The sequence below is a fragment of the Serratia sp. CY27727 genome (assembly GCF_052169275.1).
In the GTDB taxonomy this organism is placed as follows: domain Bacteria; phylum Pseudomonadota; class Gammaproteobacteria; order Enterobacterales; family Enterobacteriaceae; genus Serratia; species Serratia sarumanii.
Window position 1 is genome coordinate 1 of the sequence record NZ_JBJNLB010000019.1, and the last position, 22661, is coordinate 22661.

22 protein-coding genes are annotated in these 22661 nt (G+C 63.2%); 10 read left to right on the forward strand and 12 right to left on the reverse strand.

Going from position 1 to position 22661, the window contains the following annotated elements:
- Positions 1–167: 167 nt before the first annotated feature.
- On the reverse strand, positions 168–1163 hold the full coding sequence (gene pgl / locus ACJ8HB_RS24305) for a 6-phosphogluconolactonase (RefSeq protein ID WP_047568835.1): 996 nt from the start codon (positions 1161–1163) through the stop codon (positions 168–170).
- A gap of 178 nt (positions 1164–1341) precedes the next feature.
- Here pgl and ACJ8HB_RS24310 point away from each other — a divergent pair, with 178 nt between their 5' ends.
- Positions 1342–2160 carry a pyridoxal phosphatase gene (locus ACJ8HB_RS24310; RefSeq protein ID WP_047571674.1) on the forward strand — a complete coding sequence of 273 codons (819 nt, stop codon included), beginning with the start codon at positions 1342–1344 and terminating at the stop codon, positions 2158–2160.
- A gap of 31 nt (positions 2161–2191) precedes the next feature.
- Here ACJ8HB_RS24310 and modC read toward each other — a convergent pair whose 3' ends face one another.
- The 9 genes from modC to ACJ8HB_RS24355 all read right to left on the reverse strand — a co-directional run bounded on the left by modC (position 2192) and on the right by ACJ8HB_RS24355 (position 10898).
- Positions 2192–3259, reverse strand: coding sequence for a molybdenum ABC transporter ATP-binding protein ModC (gene modC / locus ACJ8HB_RS24315; RefSeq protein WP_047568837.1), 1068 nt, complete (start codon positions 3257–3259; stop codon positions 2192–2194).
- Entirely contained in the window at positions 3260–3949 is a 690-nt protein-coding gene (gene modB / locus ACJ8HB_RS24320) for a molybdate ABC transporter permease subunit (RefSeq protein ID WP_019454005.1), read from the reverse strand.
- The gene (modA, locus tag ACJ8HB_RS24325; protein ID WP_047568839.1) at positions 3946–4719 is read right to left on the reverse strand and encodes a molybdate ABC transporter substrate-binding protein; all 774 of its coding nucleotides are present in this window, start codon (positions 4717–4719) and stop codon (positions 3946–3948) included. The genes modB and modA overlap by 4 nt, the downstream gene beginning before the upstream one ends.
- Positions 4720–4877: 158 nt before the next feature.
- Complete coding sequence (locus tag ACJ8HB_RS24330) at positions 4878–5027, reverse strand: AcrZ family multidrug efflux pump-associated protein (protein ID WP_004939813.1); 150 nt, start codon at positions 5025–5027, stop codon at positions 4878–4880.
- 145 nt (positions 5028–5172) lie between these two features.
- A complete protein-coding gene (locus ACJ8HB_RS24335; protein WP_060418304.1) occupies positions 5173–5961 on the reverse strand; it encodes an ABC transporter ATP-binding protein in 789 nt (262 codons plus the stop codon).
- A complete protein-coding gene (locus tag ACJ8HB_RS24340; RefSeq protein ID WP_094860207.1) occupies positions 5958–6983 on the reverse strand; it encodes a FecCD family ABC transporter permease in 1026 nt (341 codons plus the stop codon). Before ACJ8HB_RS24340 ends, ACJ8HB_RS24335 begins: the two co-directional genes overlap by 4 nt.
- A 1-nt stretch (position 6984) precedes the next feature.
- A complete protein-coding gene (locus ACJ8HB_RS24345) occupies positions 6985–7740 on the reverse strand; it encodes a class I SAM-dependent methyltransferase (protein WP_033647137.1) in 756 nt (251 codons plus the stop codon).
- 1 nt (position 7741) lies between these two features.
- On the reverse strand, positions 7742–8731 hold the full coding sequence (locus ACJ8HB_RS24350) for an ABC transporter substrate-binding protein (RefSeq protein ID WP_047568842.1): 990 nt from the start codon (positions 8729–8731) through the stop codon (positions 7742–7744).
- A 4-nt stretch (positions 8732–8735) separates the two neighbouring features.
- Complete coding sequence (locus ACJ8HB_RS24355; RefSeq protein ID WP_047568844.1) at positions 8736–10898, reverse strand: TonB-dependent siderophore receptor; 2163 nt, start codon at positions 10896–10898, stop codon at positions 8736–8738.
- A 188-nt stretch (positions 10899–11086) separates the two neighbouring features.
- Between ACJ8HB_RS24355 and modE the strand changes: the two genes are divergently transcribed.
- The 9 genes from modE to gpmA all read left to right on the forward strand — a co-directional run bounded on the left by modE (position 11087) and on the right by gpmA (position 20146).
- Positions 11087–11878, forward strand: a complete 792-nt coding sequence (gene modE, locus ACJ8HB_RS24360) for a molybdenum-dependent transcriptional regulator (RefSeq protein ID WP_041033928.1) — start codon at positions 11087–11089, stop codon at positions 11876–11878.
- A 90-nt stretch (positions 11879–11968) separates the two neighbouring features.
- Positions 11969–13456 carry a molybdate ABC transporter ATP-binding protein ModF gene (modF, locus tag ACJ8HB_RS24365; RefSeq protein WP_047571675.1) on the forward strand — a complete coding sequence of 496 codons (1488 nt, stop codon included), beginning with the start codon at positions 11969–11971 and terminating at the stop codon, positions 13454–13456.
- A 95-nt stretch (positions 13457–13551) separates the two neighbouring features.
- Complete coding sequence (locus ACJ8HB_RS24370; protein WP_041033925.1) at positions 13552–14124, forward strand: cysteine hydrolase family protein; 573 nt, start codon at positions 13552–13554, stop codon at positions 14122–14124.
- A gap of 166 nt (positions 14125–14290) precedes the next feature.
- A complete protein-coding gene (locus tag ACJ8HB_RS24375) occupies positions 14291–15109 on the forward strand; it encodes a CPBP family intramembrane glutamic endopeptidase (protein WP_047568848.1) in 819 nt (272 codons plus the stop codon).
- Between the two features lie 285 nt (positions 15110–15394).
- The gene (gene galT / locus ACJ8HB_RS24380; RefSeq protein WP_041033923.1) at positions 15395–16447 is read left to right on the forward strand and encodes a galactose-1-phosphate uridylyltransferase; all 1053 of its coding nucleotides are present in this window, start codon (positions 15395–15397) and stop codon (positions 16445–16447) included.
- Positions 16444–17595, forward strand: coding sequence for a galactokinase (galK, locus tag ACJ8HB_RS24385; RefSeq protein WP_047568850.1), 1152 nt, complete (start codon positions 16444–16446; stop codon positions 17593–17595). The genes galT and galK overlap by 4 nt, the downstream gene beginning before the upstream one ends.
- On the forward strand, positions 17589–18632 hold the full coding sequence (galM, locus tag ACJ8HB_RS24390; protein WP_047568853.1) for a galactose-1-epimerase: 1044 nt from the start codon (positions 17589–17591) through the stop codon (positions 18630–18632). Before galK ends, galM begins: the two co-directional genes overlap by 7 nt.
- Before the next feature lie 197 nt (positions 18633–18829).
- Positions 18830–19177 carry a PsiF family protein gene (locus ACJ8HB_RS24395; protein ID WP_033637480.1) on the forward strand — a complete coding sequence of 116 codons (348 nt, stop codon included), beginning with the start codon at positions 18830–18832 and terminating at the stop codon, positions 19175–19177.
- 216 nt (positions 19178–19393) lie between these two features.
- On the forward strand, positions 19394–20146 hold the full coding sequence (gene gpmA / locus ACJ8HB_RS24400; RefSeq protein ID WP_033647147.1) for a 2,3-diphosphoglycerate-dependent phosphoglycerate mutase: 753 nt from the start codon (positions 19394–19396) through the stop codon (positions 20144–20146).
- A 49-nt stretch (positions 20147–20195) separates the two neighbouring features.
- Here gpmA and ACJ8HB_RS24405 read toward each other — a convergent pair whose 3' ends face one another.
- On the reverse strand, positions 20196–21230 hold the full coding sequence (locus ACJ8HB_RS24405) for a M48 family metallopeptidase (RefSeq protein ID WP_033647148.1): 1035 nt from the start codon (positions 21228–21230) through the stop codon (positions 20196–20198).
- Between the two features lie 7 nt (positions 21231–21237).
- Positions 21238–22428, reverse strand: coding sequence for a YjgN family protein (locus tag ACJ8HB_RS24410; RefSeq protein WP_047571676.1), 1191 nt, complete (start codon positions 22426–22428; stop codon positions 21238–21240).
- Positions 22429–22661: the final 233 nt, after the last annotated feature.

Genomic DNA, 22661 nt, shown 5'->3' on the forward strand with positions numbered 1-22661 from the left:
TCCTTCTTACTTGTGGTGAGTAAGCTGGAATATTCCGGCATGGGTTTCCTTCAGGCTAGAGCCTCACAGGTTCAATCACCACCTCCTTAGGAGGTGGTTTAAGGCTTACAATAAAAAAGCGCGATTCCACCGAATCGCGCTTTTTCCATACTCGTCTGACCGCCGAATTACTTCGCCAGCACGCTCACCCACATCGGGCCTTTGCCCACCGGATAACGCGCCAGCGTGGTCAGCTTACCGCTGGCCTGGTCAATTTCATGCACCGCGATGTGATCGGATTTCTGGCCGGACGAAATCACGAAACGGCCGCTGTGATCGATGTTGAAACCGCGCGGCTGCGCTTCGGTCGGATGATAGCCGACCACGCTCAGCGTGCCGCCGTCTGCGGAAACGCTGAAGATGGTCAGAATGCTGGCGGTGCGGTCGCTGGTGTACAGGAAGCGGCCGTTCGGCGTGATATGGATGTCCGCCGCCCAGCGGGTGCCGTCGAAGTCGGCCGGCATGATGTCCAGCGTCTGCGTCACGGTGTATTTGCCGCCGTTTTCCGAGATGGCCAGCACGTCCACCGTGCCGTCCAGCTCATTGACGCAGTAGGCGAACTTGTCGTTGTGGTGGAACGCCATATGACGCGGGCCGGCGCCGGCGGCGGTCGCCACCGCTTCCTGCGCGTGCGGCGTCAGCTGGCCCGCCAGGCTCAGGTTGAACAGGCGGATGCGGTCTTCTTTCAGGCAAGGCACCAGCACCAGCTGGTTGGTCGGATCGATGTTCGCCGAGTGCGGCGCGGTCAGGCCGTCGATCTGCTGAATAGGCGCCGTCACCACGCCGTCGTGGCCGATCGGGCTGATGCTGGCGCAGTTGCCGCTGTAGGAGGCGGAGAACAGGTAACGCCCCTGCAAATCGGTGGAGATATGGGTCGGGCTGCCCGGCAGCGGCGCCATGCCGGCCTGCTGCAGCGTGCCGTCCGCCTCGATGCGGTAGCTGACGATGCCGAACGCCGGACGCACGCCGACGTACAGGTGGGTCTTGTCCGGATGAAGGGTCATCGGCTGCACCTGGCCCGGCACGTCAACGGTTTGCAGCAGCACCAGCGCGCCGGCGTCATCCAACTGCCAAACGTGGATCTGCTGGCTCTCCGGGCTGGCGACATAAACGATTTGCTTCATGTGTTCTCCTTGTAAAGGGTAAAAGAGGAACCGGTTTCAGGCCGTTCGATTGCCCCTAGCTTACCGCACATCCGTCGCATGGCAACCCCGCTTAGCACCGGAAGCTCACGCGGTTTTCTCCGTTGGCTATCCGGTGTACCATCGGATTAATTTTATGGCTAACGATAACGAGAACCCTATGAGCTACCGCGTCATCGCCCTCGATCTTGACGGCACCCTGCTGGACAACCAAAAACGCATCTTACCGCAATCGCTGGAAGCGCTGGCGCAGGCGCGCGCCGCCGGCATCCAGGTGGTGGTGGTCACCGGCCGCCACCACGTCGCTATCCATCCGTTCTACCAGGCGCTGCAGATAGATACCCCGGCCATCTGCTGCAACGGCACCTATCTGTATGATTTTCAGCAGAAGAAGGTGTTGGCGGCCGATCCGCTGGCGAAAGATCAGGCCAGGCAGGTGCTGCAGATGCTCAAACAGACCGATATTCACGGGCTGATGTACGTCGACGACGCCATGCTGTATCAGGAGCCGAGCGGCCACGTGATCCGCTCGCTGGCCTGGGCCGAAACCCTGCCGGCGGCGCAGCGCCCGACGCTGCTGCAGGTCGGCAGCCTGGCGCAGGCGGCCGACGACGCGCAGGCGATCTGGAAATTCGCCACCTCGCACGCCGATATTCCGGCGCTGCGCGAGTTTGCCGACACGGTGGAAAAAGAGCTGGGGTTGGCGTGCGAATGGTCCTGGCACGATCAGGTGGATATCGCCAAAGGCGGCAACAGCAAAGGCAAGCGCCTGCGCCAATGGGTGGAGTCGCAGGGGCTGAGCATGGATCAGGTGGTGGCGTTCGGCGACAACTACAACGACATCAGCATGCTGGAAGCGGTCGGATTGGGCGTGGCGATGGGCAACGCCGATGATGCGATCAAGGAACGCGCCGATCTGGTGATCGCCGATAACCTGCAGCCGGGCATCGCCGAGGTGATCCGCACCCGCGTACTCTAGTTTTTTCGCCCTCCCGCCGGGAGGGCCTGTCTTAGCGGCTCTCGCGGCTGATAGACACGCTCTTCACCTGCGCGTACAGCCACTGCCCAGGGCGGATCGCCAGTTCATCGCGCGCCCAGGGCGTGATCCGCGCCCACAGCACGTGTTCCCCGACCGCCAGCTTCACTTCCACCTGCCCGTCCACGTCCAGACACTCGCTTACCTTGGCCGGCAACACGTTGCGAATGCTGCTGTTGACCGGCGGTTGCAGCACCAGCGAGACATCGGCGGCGTTGATGCGAATGCGCAGCTGGGTGCCCAGTTCGGCGTCGATGCCGCTGACCCACAGCCTTTGATCGCCGAGCGCCAGCGCGGTCATGGCATAACGTTGATGATGCTCAATCACGCTGACGCGCAGCACGCTGCTCTGATCTTCACGCTGCAGCCACGGCCGCAGCGCGCTGCTGGCCCAAACGGCTTCCAGCCCGCCGAACGCGCGCACCTCGCCGCGATCCAGCACCATCACCTGCTCGGCCAGGCGCAGGATCTCGTCCAGGCTATGGCTGACGTAGAGGATGGGGATGTTGACGTCCTGCGCCAACCGCTCCAGATACGGCAGTAGCTCGCGTTTGCGCGGCAGATCGAGCGAGGCCAGCGGCTCGTCCATCAGCAGCAGTTCCGGCGCGGTCAGCAGCGCGCGGCCGATCGCCACCCGCTGTTTTTCACCGCCGGAGAGCGTCAGCGGCAGCCGATTGAGCAGCGGCCCGATGCCCAGCAGCTCGACGATAGTGTTGAACTGTGCGCGAATGCCGGCCGCCATGCCGTACTGCAGGTTGCCGCGCACCCGATAGTGCGGGAACAGCCGCGCATCCTGAAACACGTAGCCGATACGGCGCTTTTCCGGCGGCAGGCAAAGGCCCGCGGCGGTATCCACCAGCGTGCGGCCATTGATCGCGATGCGCCCCTGCTGCAAACGGGTCAGGCCACCGATGGCGTTGATCAGGGACGTTTTGCCCGCGCCGGACAGGCCGAAAATCGCGGTGATGCCCTGCGCCGGCAAATCGGCGCGGACGTTGAGATTAAGGTCGCCCAGCTGCTGCGAGAAATCCAGCTCCAGCATTTACACCCCCATCCGTTTGCGGCCCCAGCGGGCCAGCCATTCGGACACCATCAGCGAAGCCAGCGACAGCACAATGGCGATCGCGCACAGCCGCGCGGCGGCGGCTTCCGCTCCCGGCGTTTCGATCAGTGTATACATCGCCAGCGGAATGGTGCGGGTTTCACCGGGAATGTTGGAGACAAAGGTGATGGTGGCGCCGAACTCCCCCAGCGAGCGGGCGAAGGCCAGCACCACGCCGACAATGACGCCGGGCAGCGACAGCGGCAGCGTGATGGTGAAAAACACCCGCCACGGGTTGGCGCCCAGCGTGCGCGCCGCCTGCTCCAGCCGGGTATCTACCGCCTCCAGCGCCAGCCGAATGGCGCGCACCATCAATGGAAACGCCACCACCGCCGATGCCAGCGCGGCGCCGCGCCAGCTAAAGCTAAAGCTGAAGCCGAACCAGTCGTACAGCCACTCGCCGATGACGCCGCGCCGCCCCATGGCGATCAGCAGCAAATAGCCGACCACCACCGGCGGCAGCACCAGCGGCAGATGAATGACGCCGTCCAGCAGCGCCTTGCCGGGAAAGCGGCAACGCACCAACACCCAGGCCATCAGAATGCCGAACGGCAGGCTGCAGACCACCGCCAAACCGGAGACTTTCAGGCTCAGCTCAACCGCCTGCCACTCGTACTCACTCAGAATCATTTACGCGGGGTGAATCCATAATGTTCGAAAATAGCGGCCGCTTCCGGGCCCTTCAGATAGGTATAGAAAGCGCTGACCGTCGGATTTTGACGATCTTTCACCATCGCCATCGGATATTCAACCGGTTTGTGGCTGTCTTCCGGGAATACACCCACCACTTTCACCTTGTCGCTGGCGACCGCGTCGGAGCCGTAGACGATGCCGAGCGGTGCTTCACCGCGCTCCACCAGCGCCATCGCGCTGCGTACGTTGTTGGCGCGCGCCAGTTTCGGCTCCAGCGTGCTCCAGGCGCCCAGGTGTTCCAGCGCCTCTTTGGCGTAGATGCCGGCCGGCACGTGATCCGGATCGCCCACCGCCAGGCGGCCGCCGCTGAGCAGCTTGGCCCAGTCGGTCTGCTTGTCGATGGCGATCTTGTCTTGCTTATCGCTCTTGGCGGCGATCAGCACCAGTTCGTTGCCCAGCAGCGTGTAGCGGGTGTCTTTCACCATCTGCTGCTTGTCGATGGCGTAATCCATCCACTGTTGATCGGCGGAGATGAACAGATCGGCCGGGGCGCCCTGCTCAATTTGGCGCGCCAGCGTCGAAGACGACGCGAAGGAGGAAACCACCTGCACGTCCTTGCCTTTTTGATACTGGGTGGCGATGTCCTGCAGCGCGTTGGTCAGCGACGCGGCGGCGAACACGGTGATCTTTTCCGCCGCCGAAGCCTGTGCCACCAGGCCCGATGCCAACACGATCCCGCCAACCCATTTGGTCCATTGCTGTTTCATTGTTTTTCTCCGCAAGTTAACGTGCATTATCACTCTTCGTTATATAAAAAATAATATAACGTTGCGCGAAAGCTTGTCATGCGGTTTATCGGCAAAGCGTGAGATAACTTGAGGAATGCCCGCCGGGCGATGCCGGCGGATAACGGGATGGGGAACGGTCAGTGCTGGGTGCGGTTTTCTTTCGAACGGCCCACTTTGGAGAAGACGTTGAACACTTCGCCAAAACCGTAGATCAGGCCGAGGATCAGCGCCATGACCACCGGCACCATGACCACGGCAAACAACAGACTTTTCAATAATTCCAACATGATAGCCTCGCTTAACTGCCCATTGAGCGGCAAATGCCTTTCACCGCATATCGGGTTATTCTAACCCAAAAAAATCGCTAAAACCGGAGTTATTTTAGCCAGCGGGGCGAAATTGTGATCGGCCAAACGTGCCCTTTCCACCGGCTCATCCCGCCGCAGGATAGTAGATCAGCGGTGGCGCATAGCCGGCGGGCGCCGCCAGCCGGGCTTCCACCCCGTACACCGCGCGAATGTGCTCCGGCGTCAGCGCCTGCCGCGGCGTGCCCGCCGCACAGATCCCGCCCTGCTGCAGCAGCGCCACCCGATCGCAATAACAGGCCGCCAGATTCAGATCGTGCAGCGTCACCACCACGCTGAGTTTCAGCCGCCGCAGCAAGGCCATAAACTGCTGCTGATGGGCGATATCCAGATGGTTGGCGGGCTCATCCAGCAGCAGCCACGGCGTCTGCTGCGCCAGCGCGCGCGCCAGATGCACCCGCTGCCGTTCGCCGCCGGACAGCCGCTGCCAATCGCGATCGGCCAGGTGGCTGATGCCCACTTGCTCCATCGCCTGCCCGGCGAGGCGGCGATCCTCGGTACCAAAACCGCGCCAGCGGCCGATATGGGCCAGGCGCCCCAGCAGCACCGCCTCCTTCACCGGCAGCGCGAAGGCGCCGGGGGCGGATTGCTCGAGAAAGGCGATGCGCCTGGCGCGCTCCCGCCCGGAAAACGCGGTAATTTGGCGCCCTGCCAGCCAAACGCGGCCCCCGGCGGCGGGCTGCAACCCGGCCAGCAGCTTGAGCAACGTGGATTTACCGCTGCCGTTGACGCCGAGCACGCCGGTGACCTCACCGGGCAAGGCGCAGAAATCCAGATTTTCCAGCACCGTGCGTTCGCCCGCTCGCCAGCTCACCGCCTCGGCGCACAGGCCGGATCGCGCTTTTTCAATCGTCATGCATTGACCTTCCGATACAGCAACAGCAGGAATACCGGCACCCCCAGCAGCGCCGTCAGCACGCCGACCGGCAGCTCGCGCGGGGCAAACAGCGTTCTGGCCAGGGTGTCCGCCGCCACGGCGAACAGCGCACCGCACAGCGCGCTGGCCGGCAATAGCCGCCGATGCCGCGAGCCGACCAGCCGCCGGGCGACGTGCGGCACCGTCAGCCCGATAAATCCCACCGCGCCGCTGAACGCGACGATCGCCGCCGTCAGCGCGGTGGTCACCACATACAGCAGCAGCTTCAGCGGAGCCACCGCCACCCCCAGCGAAGCGGCGGTCACGCCGCCAAACGCCAGCGCGTCCAACTCACCCGCCCGCAGCCAACACAGCAGCAGCGCCGCCGCCAGCGCCAACCCGCACAGCCCGACCTGCGGCCAGCGCGCGTCGCTGAACGATCCCAGCAACCAGAACATCACGCCGCGCGTGGCGTTGGCGTCCGCCTGCCAGAGGGTGATCAGCGAAGTCAGCGCGGAGAGCAGCTGCGTCACCGCCACCCCGGCCAGAATAAACAGCGTGGACTCCCCCTGCAGCGAACGCCCGGCCAGCAGCATCACCAACGCAAACGCCCCCAGCGCGCCGATAAACGCGCCGCCGGACACCGACAACAGGCCGCCGCCCAGCCCCAATACCAGCACCGTTACCGCCCCCACGCCGGCGCCGGAGGAGATGCCCAGCACCCAGGGATCGGCCAGCGGGTTGCGGGTCAGCGACTGCAGCACGGTGCCCGCCAGCGCCAATCCGGCGCCGGCCAGCGCCGCCAACAGCGCGCGCGGCATCCGCAGCGACCAGATGATGCGCTGATACACATCGGCGTCGATCGCCGCACCGCCGCTGACGCCAAGCACAATGCGCCAGGCGTCGTGCCACGCGATCGGCGCAGGCCCCGACAGGGTGGCGCCCAGCAGGGCCAGCGGCAGCGCCGCCGCCAGCAACAGCAGCCAGCCGGCCTCACGGCCGGGCAGTAACCGCCGGATCATGCTATTTCCAGCCTGCGATCACATAGTCGTCCAACAGCTGCCACACCGTCCCCGCCTCGCTGAAACCGGCCTGCCTGAGGGCCGCGAGCTGGAAATCCACCGGCGTCGGCGGCGGCACCGGGCGGCCGGCGAACAGCGCTTCACGCTCGGCTTGATAAGCGGCCAGCGCCGGCGATTGCAGCGCGCCGGCGAACCAGCGATCCCAATCCTCAACGCCGTTGTCCCAGGCGCGCTGTTGGGTCTGCTCGTCATGCCGCTCCGCCAACGCTTTCAGCCGCGGCTGGCGCTGGTCATAGCGCTGATGATCGGCGTTCAGGAACACGCCGCCGTCGGCCAGCAGCCCGGCGACGTTGCGGTACAGCGCCAGCTGCTGCTCGGGCATCAGCCAGTGCAGCGCCGTGCTGGACACCGCCGCCTGCGGCGCGGGGCCGGACAGCGCGGAAAAACAGGCCGGATCCGCCAGATCGGCCTGCAGAATGCGGATCCGATCGCCGTACGCCGCCAGCGCGCCGCGCGCCACCGCCAGCAGCAGCGGATCGAGATCGATGGCGGTCACCCTGGCCTGCGGAAAGCGCTGCAAAATGCGCAGGCTCAGCGAGCCCGGGCCGCAAGCCAGATCCACCACGTGAAAATCCTGACCGGCGGCCAGCGCGAGCACGTCCAGCTGGGCGTTAAAACGCGCTTCCCGTTCGGCGATGTAGGCCGCCTGCTGGCGATCCCAGGAGTCCAGCAGCGAAGAGAATGAAACGGCAGTCATATCAAGGTTCCTTGTTGGAAAAAGTCGGCGCCTGCGGCGGCAAGGCCGCCAGGCCCCGAATCAAACGGCCCAGCGCCGCCACGGTGCGGGCGGAAGGGTCCATGTCGTAACCGGGGAGGATCACGTAGCGCCGCTGACGCACGGCGCGCAGCGTCGCGGTCAGCGGGTGATGCTCCAGAAAGGCGATCTTGTCGGCCGCGCTGTCGCCGAGGCCGCCACGCGTCAGATCGCCAAGCACGATCGCATCCGGATCGCGGGCGGCGATGATTTCCCAGGACACCGTCGGCCACAGCTCGGGCCGATCGCCGAACAGGTTCTCGCTGCCGACGCTGCGGCTCAGCAAACCTGGCGCGCCGCAGCAGCCGGCCACATAGGGCGTTTGCGCGCCGGCATACCACCACAGCAGACGCAAATGCGGCAGCTGAGCACGCTGTGGTTCGAGCGCCCTCAGCTGCCCGCGCAGCCGTTCGACCAGCGCTTCACCGGCGCGGCTGACGTTGAAAATGCGCGCCAGCTCCCGCAGCTCGGTGAAAATGTCTTCAAACGTCAGCGCGGCGGCGATCGCGCTTTGCTGGCCGCTGCAGACGCCGGGTGAGAGATAAGTGCCGATGCCCCATTCTGCCAGCCGCGCCCGATCGGGCGTTTCCGGGCTGTGCAGCCAGTAATAGCTGGCCGAATAGACAAAATCCGGCCGCATCAGCAGCAACGCTTCCGCCGTGGGCGGCGCCGGGCTGGTGGGCGCCTGCAGCGCATCGGCCGTCGGCGCGGGATCGCGCGCGCGGTCATACCCAACCACGCCGATCGCGCGGCCAGCCAGCCCCAGCGCCAGCAGGTTTTCCAACGCCGGGTTGGCGTAAACCAGCACCCGCTGCGGCGGCTGCGGGTAATCGTGCGTTACCCCGCAATTTTGCAGGCTGACGGCATCGGCGCGCAGCGGCGCGCCGCCGCCCAATCCCAGGGCGCACAACAGCAGGGCAAGCCAGCGTTTCACGCCGTCAGAACCTGACCGACACGAAGGTTTCATAACTGCGCGGCGGCGCGATCAGCGCCTGATCCGGGTAAGTGCGCTGGTAGGCGTACAGCTGGTTGGTGGCGTTGCGAATGCGAAAACCGACATCGACGATCGGCGTCAGCTGATAGTCCGCCGCCAGATCGAGCGTGGTATACGCGCGCATCTTGCGCCGGTTGGCGTCGTCGTTGTAACTGCTGCCGACGTAGCGCAGTGAAGAAGCCAGCCCCAGACGCTCCGTCGCCTGATAATGCACGCTGAGGTTGGCGGTCCAGTCCGGGATATAGGCCGGGCGATTGCCGTTGTAGCTGCGCAGCGGGCTACCGCCGCGATAGTCGTCGTAGCGGGCATGCGTGTAGGCGGCGTTGCCGGCCAGCTCCCAGCGCTCGTCGGGACGCAGCACCACGCCAAGCTCGATGCCGCGCGACGTCTGCCTGCCTACCGCGTTCAACGCATCCGGCCGCTGCGCGTCGGGCACAAACAGGTTGTCCTTGCGCAGTTCGTACAGCGCCAGCGTCGCCTCGCCTTTGTTACCCCAGAACTGCCCTTTGGCGCCGGCCTCCCACTGGCGCGCTCGCGTCAGCGGCAGATCGGTCTGCGTTGGGCTGAGGAAGAACAGATCGTTGCCCGGCTCCTGGCCGGTGGTGTAGTTGGCGTAGAGCGTGAGGTTATCGGTCAATGCATAGCTGGGGCCCAGGCTCCAGGTGCTGAAAACGTAGGTATGCGCGCGGCTCTCTTCCTGCGGCCCCTGGAAGCGCCAGTCCATGTTCATATGGTTGTAGCGCAGCTGGCCCAGCAGCGCCAAACGCTCGGTCAGGCTGAAGCGATCTTCAAGAAAGGCGGCGTACTGGTTCTGGGTAACGTGGCGCACCGGCGCGCGTTGGCGGTCGGTTCCCTGGGCGAACGGCTCTCGGGGCGGCGCGCCAAGCGGCACGTCTTCGGATCCGGGGAAGCCGTTGGAGTAATACTGAAAATGCCGCTTGCTCAGATCGAGGCCGACCAGCAACCGGTTATCGAAACCGGCGATGGCGCGATCGAACACCAGCGAACTGCGGTTGCCGATCAGATCGTCGTCGTGCGCCAGGGCGCCGAAGGAGTCGCGGTTGACGTCGCCGGGTCGGGCCGCCGCCGCGACGCGAAAGCGTTCGACGTTGCGCCACTCGCGAAAGCCGCTGTAGTAATAAAATTGGTTATGCCACTCCACTTCGGGCGTCATAAACCAGTCCAGACTGGCCTGAAATGCGGTGGCGTTGCTCTGGATGCGGCTGTCGGTCAGGTTGTTGTAATTGATGTCGCGCAGCTCGCCGGCAATGCGCCCGTCCAGCAGCGGCGTGCCGTAGTAAGGGTTGTTGGTGCGGTTGAGCATGCGGTCCAGGCTCAGCGTCAACAGCGCATCGTCCGTCAGTTTAAACAGCAGCGAGCCGGAAACCCGCTTCTGCCGATCGCGTTCGTACTGCACGTTGCTGCCGCTGTCGTTGCCGCTGACGTCCAACCGGTACGCCACCGCATCGTCCACCAGCGTGCCGCCGGCCCCCAGATGCAGACGCTGGCTGCGGTAGCTGCCGAAGCCATAATCGAGCTCAAGCGGCTGGCGGCTGAAGGTCGGCCGCCGCGAGATCAGGTTGACGCTGCCGCCCGCGGCGCTCAGGCCGTTCAAGGCCGATCCCGGCCCGCGCAGTATCTCGATGCTGTCGTAATGCGCCGGATCGCCCAGCTGCAGCGTGCTGCCGGGCATCTCCACGCCGTTATACAGCCAGGCGATCGGCCGGAAACCGCGCGCGGAAAAGTTGTTGGACAGCGTCGGCGAAGCGACGCCGGACAGGCCAGTGGCGTGCTCGACGGCGGCGGCCAGCGAGCGATCGCCCCGCTGTTGGATCGCTCTTGCGCTGATGATATCGACGCTGCGCGGCGTCTCCCGAGCGGTCAGTCCAAGCTGCGAAGCGCTGCGGCTCACGGCGCTCAACGCATCGTAGCGCCCGGCGGGGGCCGCCGCCTCCACGGTGAGCTGTTCTTCGCATCCCGTGGCATTGCGGGCTTTATCGCAGTCGGCGGCGAAAGCCAACGGCGCCGTCAGTGCGCCGCCGACCCAGGCGGCGGCAAGGCATAACGATTTTCTGGGCGTGACAAGACGCCGGCGTGTCGTACTCATGTGAAGCATCCCTGTGGTGAAATAAAAACCGGCCGCAGCCGGGGTAAAGCCTTATCGTTTTTCTGTTATGTTATATTATAACAACAAAGCAATGCCAGTCTTTATTGCCCCGCCCTCCAGCGCACTGCGCTTGGCGCTTTGCCGCCAAATCGGCGACAATAAGATTTTTGCCGCCGACAGGATGCGCTATGCAGGCCGAAATTCTTCTGACTCTCAAACTCCAGCAAAAGCTGTTCGCCGATCCGCGCCGCATCGCGCTGCTGAAACAGGTACAGCACACCGGCTCCATCAGCCAGGGCGCCAAACTGGCGGGCATCAGCTACAAAAGCGCCTGGGACGCCATCAATGAGATGAACCAGTTGGCGGAACAAACGGTGGTGGAACGCGCCACCGGCGGTAAAGGCGGCGGCGGCGCACAGCTGACGCACTATGGCCAGCGGTTGATCCAGCTGTATGACCTGCTGGGCCAGGTGCAGCAAAAAGCTTTCGACGTGTTGCAGCAGGACGATCTGCCGCTCGACAGCCTGCTGGCGGCCATCTCGCGCTTCTCGCTGCAAACCAGCGCGCGCAATCAGTTCTTCGGTACCGTCATCGAACGCGATCATCAGCAGGTGCAGCAGCACCTGGCGATTTTGTTGAATGACGGCACCACTCGCCTGACGGCGGCCGTCACCCAGCAAAGCGCCGACCGGCTGCAACTGACTCCGGGCAAAGAGGTGCTGGCGCTGATCAAGGCGCCCTGGGTGCGGTTAAGCGTCGATACCGCGGAGCATGCCGGCGCGGATAACGCGCTGGCGGGCGTGGTGGCCGGCATTCAGCCGGGCGCCGAACACAGCGAGGTGCTGGTGACGCTGGCGGGCGGCGAAACCCTGTGCGCCACACTGACGACGGCGGAGCTGCAGCGCCTGCAGCTGAGCGTCGGCACCGCCGTACACGCCCTGTTCAACGCCGATCGCGTGATTGTCGCCACGTTGTGTTAAGCGCAACGTAACGTTGCGTTTTTGTTGATTGACATCACCCTGCAATGCGCCTATTCCTAAGGCAAATAATTGCAAAAAAAGGAACAGGTGATGTCGTCGTTGCACATTTCGCAAGGTTCATTCCGCTTAAGCGATACCCGCACCCTGACGCTGGACGCGCTGGAAATCCAGGCCGGCGACAGCTGGGCCTTCGTCGGCGCCAACGGCAGCGGCAAATCCGCCCTGGCGCGCGCGCTGGCCGACGAACTGGTTCTGCTGGGCGGTGAGCGCCGCAGCGACTTTCAGCACGCGGTGCGCATCTCCTTCGAACAGCTGCAAAAAATGGTCAGCGACGAGTGGCAACGCAACAACACCGATCTGCTCAGCGCGGACGAGGACGACACCGGCCGCACCGCGGCGGAAATCATTCAGGAAGAGGTGCAAGACGCCGCGCGCTGTGAGCGGCTGGCCGCGCAGTTCGGCATCACCGCCCTGCTGACGCGCCGCTCCAAATACCTCTCCACCGGCGAAACGCGCAAAACCCTGCTGTGCCGGGCGCTGATGCCCGAGCCTGACCTGCTGATCCTCGACGAACCCTTCGACGGGCTGGACGTGCACTCGCGCGCGCAGCTCGCCACGCTGCTGAGCGAGCTTTCCGCCCAGGGCCAGACCGTGGTGCTGGTGCTCAACCGGTTCGACGATATACCGGATTTTGTCCGGCAGGTGGGCGTACTGGCGGACTGTACCCTGAGCAACCGCGGGCCGCGCCGCCAGGTGATGGCGGACGCGCTGGTGGCGCAGCTGGCGCACAGCGAAAACCTCAGCGGGCTGGCGCTGCCGGAGGAGGAGGATCCAACGCAAAAGGTGTCGCTGCCGGCGGATCGGCCGCTGATCGTCCTGCGCGACGGCGTGGTCAGCTATAACGATCGGCCGATCCTCAATCATCTCGACTGGCAGGTTAACCCCGGTGAACATTGGCAGATCGTCGGCCCGAACGGCGCCGGCAAATCCACGCTGCTCAGCTTGATCACCGGCGATCATCCGCAGGGCTACAGCAACGATCTGACGCTGTTCGGCCGACGCCGCGGCAGCGGGGAAACCATTTGGGAGATCAAGCGCCATATCGGCTACGTCAGCAGCAGCCTGCATCTGGATTATCGCGTCAACACCAGCGTGCGCAACGTGGTGCTGTCGGGGTTCTTCGATTCGATCGGCATTTATCAGGCGGTTTCGGATCGTCAGCGGCAGCTGACCGAGCAATGGCTGGCGCTGCTCGGGCTCGACGGCGCGCGCGGCGACGCCCCGTTCCACAGCCTTTCCTGGGGCCAACAGCGGCTGGCACTGATCGCCCGCGCGCTGGTGAAACACCCGGCGCTGCTGATCCTCGACGAGCCGCTGCAAGGGTTGGATCCGCTCAATCGCCAGCTGGTGCGCCGCTTCATCGACGTGCTGATCGGCCAGGGCGCCACCCAGCTGCTGTTCGTCTCGCACCATGCCGAAGACGCGCCGCAGTGCATCACACACCGCCTCAGCTTCGTGCCCGACGGCGAGGGCGGCTACGGCTACCAACAGCAACGGCTGGAGGCGGCTTCCGCCTGAAGCGCGGCGTAAACATATCCGGCAACACTTCACCGCAGCACATCACATTTGGCCTTTTATCATAGAAAGAAAGAAGGCCATTTTCTGGAGACGCCATGTCCGCTGCGTTGATTATCATCGACCTGATCGAGGATCTGATCGGGCCCAAAGGGCGCGCCAACCACTGCCGCGAACAGGTGACGGCAAGCCACCTGCTCGCCAACGTCAATGCCGCCGCGGCCTACGCCCGGGTGCGAAAAATCCCGGTGATTTGGGTGCGGACGGGATTTGCCGACGATTATCATGACATCCCGCTCCACTCGCCGCTGTTCAACCATTTGAAACAGATAGGCGCGCTGCGGCTAAACGGCCCGGGCTGCCGCTGGGCGCCCGATCTGCATCAGGAGGAGACCGATCTGCAGTTTGATAAAACGGCGGTGAGCGCCTTCTCCGGTAACAATTTGTTAGCCTGGCTGCGGCAACATCGGTGCCATCATCTGCTGCTGGCGGGCGTCAGCACGTCGCTCGCCATCGAGAGCACCGCGCGTCAGGCGCACGACGCCGGCTTCCAGGTGACCGTGCTGCACGATCTGTGCGCAGCCCCCACGCAGGAGCTCCACCAGCAGAGCCTGGACACCCTGCAAAACCTGGCGGAAATCGCCCGTTCGCAGGCCTGGATGCAAGGCTGACCTCAATACCGCCGATCGTGTGGGCCGGCACCCTGCACGGATGCGTCACTGCCCCGACCTTTAGCGTCATCTTGGTGTGCTACTATCCGCTCTAGCGCTCAATTTCGCCATCATCGCACGCCGCATAGGCGCTGAGCGCCGTGTACATATTTTAAAGGGACATATCATGTGGGGCGTACTGGCTGCTTCGTTATTTTTCTTACCGTTTAACCGGCTGATAGCCTGGGTTATCCTGGCCGCCTCGGCGGGAATGGGGCTTTATCATGGGGTGTTGACGCCGCTCAGCCTGGGTTGCCTGTTGGCCATCGTGGCGCTGGCGGGGCTGCGTCACCATTTTCGCGAGCGGCGTAGTCTGGCGATCGCGTTCGAAGGGTTGGTGGTCGCCGGCTGCATCGCGCTGTTCTTGCACCTGGTGCCGGGCATCCACAATCAGCTGATGATCGACGGTGAAAAAGCCGGCCCGCTCAGCGCGCCGTTCACCATGTATTACAACTTCGACAAGGCGATGGTGCCCTTCCTGCTGTTCGCCTGCTTGCCCACGCTGTTTTCCGCTGAACGCGGCGGCAACGTCGGCAAAGCGGGCTGGATTGCGCTGCTGCTGGCCGTGCCGGCGCTGTTGCTGCTGGCCGTGGCGCTGGGTGGCTTAAAAATCGAGCTGCATGCGCCCGCCTGGATCCTGCCTTTCGTGATGGCGAACCTGTTCTTCGTCTGTATGGCCGAAGAAGCGCTGTTTCGCGGCTACCTGCAGCAGCGCCTCAGCCAGTGGCTGGGCGCCTGGCCGGCGCTGATCGTCGCTTCTCTGGTGTTCGGCGCCGCGCATTTGGCCGGCGGCATGCTGATGGTGATCTTCGCGACGCTGGCCGGGGTGATCTACGGCCTGGCGTGGATGTGGAGCGGCCGCCTGTGGGTGCCGATTCTGTTCCATTTCGGGCTTAATCTGACCCATCTGCTGTTCTTTACCTACCCGCTGTATCAGCATCCTTAACGGCTGACGCCGGCAGAGAGCCCTTCTCTGCCGGCAGGTCGGGTGAAAACGCTATCACCGGTAGCGCACCGCAATGCCCTCAATCACGTTGCCACCGGCTTTTCTCCGCCCATCAGGCGCTTTTCATTACAGTGTAAGCGATTCCATTTTTCGCGTTAGATCACCTTTTTAGCGCCGCGGGCGTGCTATCTTTTTGTGCAATGACCTCTCCCTGTTCAGCAACGGGCGTATTAAGACGGTAATTGGAAGCGATTACACCCTCGTCGACGCCAAGAAAGGAACCGTATGACAGAATTTAACCCTATCGATCATCCGCACCGCCGCTATAACCCGCTGAGCGGCCAGTGGGTGCTGGTCTCACCGCACCGCGCCAAACGCCCCTGGCAGGGCCAGCAGGAGGCCGTCCCGACGGAAACGCTGCCGGCGCACGATCCCGACTGTTTCCTGTGCCCGGGCAACGCGCGCATCACCGGCGATCGCAATCCGGATTATCGCGGCACCTACGTCTTCACCAATGATTTCGCCGCGCTGCTGAGCGATACGCCGCCGGCGCCCGACAGCCAGGATCCGCTGATGCGCAGCCAGAGCGCGCGCGGCGTCAGCCGGGTGATCTGCTTCTCTCCCGATCACAGCAAGACCCTGCCCGAACTGACGCTGCCGGCGCTGGAGCAGGTGATCGCCGCCTGGCAGGCGCAAACCGATGAGCTGGGCAAGCACTATCCCTGGGTACAGCTGTTCGAAAACAAAGGCGCGGCAATGGGCTGCTCCAACCCGCACCCGCACGGGCAGGTCTGGGCCAACAGTTTTCTGCCGAACGAGGCCGAACGCGAAGATCGCCTGCAGCACGCGTATTTTCGGGAACACGCCTCCCCGCTGCTGCTGGACTATGCGCAGCGCGAGCTGGCCGCCGGCGAACGCATCGTGGTAAACACCGAACACTGGCTGGCGGTGGTGCCCTACTGGGCCGCCTGGCCGTTTGAAACGCTGCTGCTGCCGAAAGCGGCGGTGCAGCGCATTACCGATCTCAGCGCGGCGCAAAGCCAGGATCTGGCGCTGGCGCTGAAGAAACTGACCAGCCGCTACGACAACCTGTTCCAGTGCTCCTTCCCCTATTCGATGGGATGGCACGGCGCGCCGTTCAACGGCGCCGACAACCGACACTGGCAGCTGCACGCCCATTTCTATCCGCCGCTGCTGCGTTCAGCCAGCGTGCGCAAATTTATGGTCGGTTACGAGATGCTGGCGGAAGCCCAGCGCGATCTGACCGCCGAACAGGCCGCAGAGCGTCTGCGCGCCGTCAGCGATATTCATTACCGTGAAGCCGGAGCCCAAGCATGAGCCTGAAACCGCTTACCCATTCTCTGTTTACCGAACACTTTGGCTACGCGCCGGCGTTGACCATCCAGGCGCCGGGGCGGGTGAACCTGATCGGCGAACATACCGATTACAACGACGGCTTCGTGCTGCCCTGCGCTATCGATTACCAAACCGTCATCGCCTGCGCCAAGCGCGACGACCGCCAGATCCGCGTGCTGGCCGCCGATTATCAGCATCAGCAGGATCAATTCTCGCTCGACGATCCGATCGTCAGCCACCCCGATCAGCGCTGGTCGGACTATGTGCGCGGCGTGGTGAAGCACCTTCAGCGCCGCAACGCCGACTTCGGCGGCGCGGATCTGGTGATCGCCGGCAATGTGCCGCAGGGCGCGGGGCTCAGCTCCTCCGCCGCGCTGGAAGTGGCGGTGGGCCAGGCGCTGCAGGCGCTCTATCAGCTGCCGCTGGACGGCGTAGCGCTGGCGCTGAACGGCCAGGAAGCGGAGAACCAGTTCGTCGGCTGCAACTGCGGCATCATGGACCAGTTGATCTCCGCGCTCGGCCGGCGCGACAGCGCGCTGCTGATCGACTGCCGATCGCTGGAGACCCGTGCGGTGCCGATGCCGGACAACGTCGCGGTGGTGATCGTCAACTCCAATGTGCAACGCGGGCTGGTGGATAGCGAATACAACACCCGCCGCAAACAGTGCGAGGAAGCGGCGCGGTTCTTCGGCGTCAAGGCGCTGCGCGACGTCAGCCCCGAACAGTTTGAGACGCGTCAACACCAGCTCGATCCGTTAGTGGCCAAACGCGCGCGCCATGTGATCAGCGAGAACGCCCGCACGCTGGCGGCGGCCGACGCGCTGGCGGCCGGCGATCTGCAACGCATGGGCCGGCTGATGGCGGAGTCCCACGCCTCGATGCGCGACGACTTTGAAATCACCGTGCCGCCGATCGATAAGCTGGTCGAAATCGTCAAAGCGGCGATCGGCCCGCGCGGCGGCGTGCGCATGACCGGCGGCGGCTTTGGCGGCTGTGTCGTCGCGCTGATGCCGCAGGATCTCGTGGAGACGGTGCGTGCCGCCGTGGCGCACGAGTATCCGCGGCAAACCGGCGGATTGCAGGAAACGTTCTATGTCTGCCAGGCTTCGCAAGGCGCCGGCCTATGCTGACCGCAACCTCGGCAGTCGCCCCCGATGGGCAACCTTATCAGCTGACGCAGCTGCAAAACGCCGGCGGCATGACGGTGACGCTGATGGATTTCGGCGCCACCTGGCTGTCCGCCGTCTTGCCGCTCAAATCCGGCGAAAGGCGCGAGTTGCTGCTTGGCTGCCGTAGCCCGGCGGACTACCCGCTTCAAGACGCCTATCTGGGCGCCACCGTCGGCCGTTACGCCAACCGCATCGCCAACGCCAGTCTGCTCATCGACGGGAAACCCCATGCGCTGGCCGCCAATCAGGGCGCCCACCAGCTGCACGGCGGCCCCGACGGTTTTCATGCCCGCCGCTGGCGCCGGGTACAGCATAATGCGCAACAGGTCTGCTATGCGCTGCACTCGGCGGAGGGCGATCAGGGCTTTCCCGGCAATCTCGACGTGCAGGTTTGTTACCGCCTGACTCATGACAATCGTCTGGAAATCAGCTATCTGGCGCAGGTCGATCGCCCCTGCCCGGTCAACCTGACCAACCACGCCTATTTCAACCTGGACGGCGCCAGCACCGACGCCCGCGCCCAGCGGCTGCAGCTGTTCGCCGATCGCTATCTGCCCGTCGACGCCGAGGGCATTCCCTGCGCCGACCTGACGCCGGTGGCCGGCAGCGGCATGGATTTTCGCCAGCCGAAAACGCTGCTGCAGGATTTCCTGCGCGACAGCGACCAGCAGCGGGTAAAAGGCTACGATCACGCATTCCTGCTGCATCGTACCTGTGGAGCGCTGGAGAGCCCGGCGGCCCATTTGTGGTCCGCCGACGGGCAAGTGCAAATGAGCGTGTTCACCGACGCGCCGGCGCTGCAACTCTACAGCGGCAATTACCTGGCCGGCACGCCGGCGCGCGATGGCGGCAGCTACGCCGACCATGCCGGCGTGGCGCTGGAGAGCGAGTTTTTGCCGGACAGCCCGCACCATCCCGAGTGGCCGCAGCCGGACTGCTGGCTGCAGCCGGGGAGCCGCTATCGCAGCGCCACGCATTATCAGTTTTATCCTATCTGACCCGCCACGCCCCTCGCCGTGCGGCCGGGGGCAATTTGTTATAAATGCTTACCTTTTAGCGCTATCCCCCCACCGGCGCCCGCCTTCCCTTATTCCAAAGCGCGCACTACACTCAGGCTACCGTGATAAGCACAACGCCTTGTGCAACGTCACCTTTTTCGGCCGATGGCGGCCAATCAATAGCTGAAGGAACACCTATGCGTCTGATTACTGCACTTCCATTGCTGGCGGGCTTAATGCTGAGCACCAATCTGATGGCGGCCGACGCGACGACGGCGACGAAAACGCCTTCGCCGGCGCAGGCGGCTCAACAGAAACGCATGACCGACTGCAACCAGCAGGCATCCACCAAATCGCTGAAAGGCGCCGATCGTTCCACCTTCATGAGCACCTGTCTGAAATCCGAAGGCTCCGCCGCGACGGGCAAAACCCTGACGCCGCAGCAGCAGAAAATGAAGAACTGCAACGCCGACGCCAAGACCAAGGATCTGAAGGGCGACGCGCGTAAAACCTTCATGAGCAACTGCCTGAAAAAATCGGCCTGATTTTCCCCACGCCACGGCGCGCCCGAAGCGATTTTGGCGCGCCGTTTCCCCCCTCGCAGCGCCAGCCTGAACGATTCAGCTTTTTCCTTTCGCCAGCCCTTACTTTGCGGCAAGAAATTGGCTATGGTTAGACACTATCGATTGCCGAGCCCCGGCCCGCGGCAATATAATGATTTTCGTTATCATTGAAATGTCAGATTATTAAGGAGTTAAGCTATGGCTGTAACTAAGCTGGTTCTGGTGCGTCACGGCGAAAGCCAGTGGAACCAAGAAAACCGCTTCACCGGTTGGTACGATGTTGATCTGTCCGACAAGGGCCGCACCGAAGCGAAAGCAGCAGGCAAGCTGTTGAAAGAGGAAGGTTTCACTTTCGACTTCGCTTACACCTCCGTACTGAAGCGCGCGATCCACACCCTGTGGAACATCCTCGACGAGCTGGATCAGGCCTGGTTGCCGACCGAAAAATCCTGGAAGCTGAACGAACGTCACTACGGCGCGCTGCAGGGTCTGAACAAAGCGGAAACCGCTGAAAAATACGGCGACGAGCAGGTGAAACAATGGCGTCGCGGCTTCGCGGTGACCCCACCTGAGCTGACCAAAGAAGACGAACGTTACCCTGGCCACGATCCGCGCTACGCTTCGCTGACCGAGCAAGAGCTGCCGCTGACCGAAAGCCTGGCGCTGACCATCGATCGCGTTATTCCTTACTGGGACGAAGAGATCCTGCCACGCATCAAGAGCGGCGAGCGCGTGATCGTTGCGGCGCACGGCAACTCGCTGCGCGCGCTGGTGAAATACCTGGATAACCTGAGCGAAGACGAAATCCTCGAGCTGAACATCCCAACCGGCGTGCCGTTGGTGTATGAGTTCGACGAGAACTTCAAGCCAATCAAACGTTACTACCTGGGTAACGCCGACGAGATCGCTGCAAAAGCGGCCGCCGTGGCAAACCAGGGTAAAGCGAAGTAATTTCGCCCGTTAACGAAAAAGCCCCCGGTGAAAACCGGGGGCTTTTTTATTACTGCTGCGCCATCGCCTCATTCACCGCGTCCAGCCGTTCCTGCATCGCCGGATGGGTGCTGAGCCAGGCCGGCAGCGCCCAGCCGTCGGCCGTTTCGCGCTCAGGCGCCTGCGCCAACGCGCGGTAGATCGCCGCCATTTGCGCCAGCGAACGCCCCTGGCGCTGCATTTCCGCTATCGCGAACGCATCCGCCTCGCGCTCCATGCCGCGGGAAAACTGCATCTCATTCACGAAGGACGCAGACTGCAGCAGCGTGTCGCCGATGCCGCTGACGTCGCCGGTCATCCACATCAGCGTCAACGCCACCAGTGACGAACGCACCAGCATGCGCATCGGATGGCGATAAGCGTGATGCCCCATCTCATGCAGCATCACCGCCGCCAGAGCATCGTCGTTTTTCGACAGGGCGACCAGCCCATCGCTGAGCACCAGCGTGCCGTCCGGCAACATAAAGGCGTTCGGCGCACCGGGCGCCGCCATCAGCTTCAACGACAGCGGCGTACGCTCCTGACGCATCTCGGCCGGCATCACCTGCCGGAACAGCTGCTGCAACGCCTGCTGCCGCTCGGCCGGCAATGCGGAGGGTTCAAAGCCGCTTTGGCTCAAAAACGTCTGCGTATGTTCGCCCAGCGTCTGTTCCACCGAGGTAGGGATGCGCATGGCGATCTCGCTGCTCGCCCACGGCAGCACGACGTTAACGTAGGCCACGACCGCCAGCAACGTCATCAGCAGCGCCACGGCGACGCCGCGTTTGTGGCGCTCCAGGCGATGCACCCAGCCCGGCGAACGGCGCTGATAGAACCAGCGGCGGAAGGCCGCATCGTCATCCGGCACAAAGCGCGCGCCGTCCTTAAAGGTCAGCGTCAGCGGAATATTGCCCAGCGCCGCAGAGACGGTGATGTCCGCCAAGGGGATGTAACGTTGCTCATCCTGCCGCTGCAGCGTCACACCCTCGCCGCTTTCGTTCACCAGCAGGCGAGCCGCCTCACGTGCGGCCCGCCCCGGCAACTGATAGGCGCCCTCGAGGATCATCGGCGCCTCAGAAGCTGCCGCCCAGATCCAGCGCCTGCACCGCTTCTTCGGCCACCGCGCTGTTGGCGGTTTCCTGATGCGCCGCGATGTCCAGCAACGCCAGATCGCCTTCAACCGCCGTGCACTCCGCCAGATAACGGGCGTGGCGCACTTCCGCCACCGGCACGGCGAAACCGAGCGAGAACAGGGTGATCAGGGTATTGGTGATCAACAGCCCCATATACGGCAGCGTTTGCATGGAAGAGTGCAGTTTAACGTTGCCGTTCAGCGTCGCCTGGTTAAACAGATAGTTGCGTTGGGCGACGACCTGATAGCTGCCGGCGATCAAGGCGCCAATCAGCAGCACCACCATCATCAGCAGCAGGCTGCCAATATTTTCCAGCACCAGCAAATCGGCGGTTTCATCCGTCAGCATGCCCATCAATACCATTTGGTACAGCGACAGAATGAACGACCCCATACACACCAGCGCCGCCAACATAAACGGCAGGAAAATGAGCAGGCCGATCAAGGAAAATTTGATAAAGGCCGACTTTTTCAGCTCGGCAATAAACGGCGTATTCCCGAAAAACAGGTTATTAACGTACAGATCGTGCTGCAGCGCGCTAATAATACCGTTGACGGCGGCGAATGCCGGCACGGCCAACAGCAGCGTCAACACCAACATCAGGCCGATGGCGTTGATGCTGTCAAAACCGCTGCCAATGCTGAGCAAAATGATTAAGGCGACATAAAGCCCGATAATCAGCAATAGCGGGCAGAACAGTAACGCCCAATAAGCGCGCCCGGTGCGGCAAACATAATTAAAACGCACGCCGCGATAGCTCGACATAATCGCATTGTAGCGCCAGCTGCGGATAACGATCCACGGCAGCAGGGCAAGCAACACCAGTAAAGCCAGCAGCCCCAGCAGTGGCGTTACCGCCAACAGGATATAAAATACGATGAGGCCGCCGATCACCAACAGCCGCCCTTTCAGAATTTGCAGCGGTTGCGCATGGTAATCGAAACGATCGCCGTCCAATTCCGTGTTGCCGTAAAAATAGCGGCGGCGGCGCACCGTCGCCCAGGCGGAATAGATGCCCAGCGTCACGATGGTCAATAATGCGTTGACCAACCAAATCGCGAAGTACTCGCCACCTTTCCCATGGAATTTAATCCGGTGCAGCCCCAGCGGCTGCGAGGTATTGCTTGTCATAATTCTTTCGTCCTGAAAGTAATAGGTCATACCACTCCCCGCTTATTCGTCATGCGGGGTTTGCGGAATAAAAAAGCGTCTTATATAAGCACAATGCCGCGAGCAGTGACAATTATTCTTTTATTAAATAGGAATAATGCGAAGGTGGCCGCTTAATGATTTCATTGGCCTATTAAGTGTAAGCCTTAAATTAGCGGGAGAGAGAAGTACAATGACAAGGATAAAACAAGGGC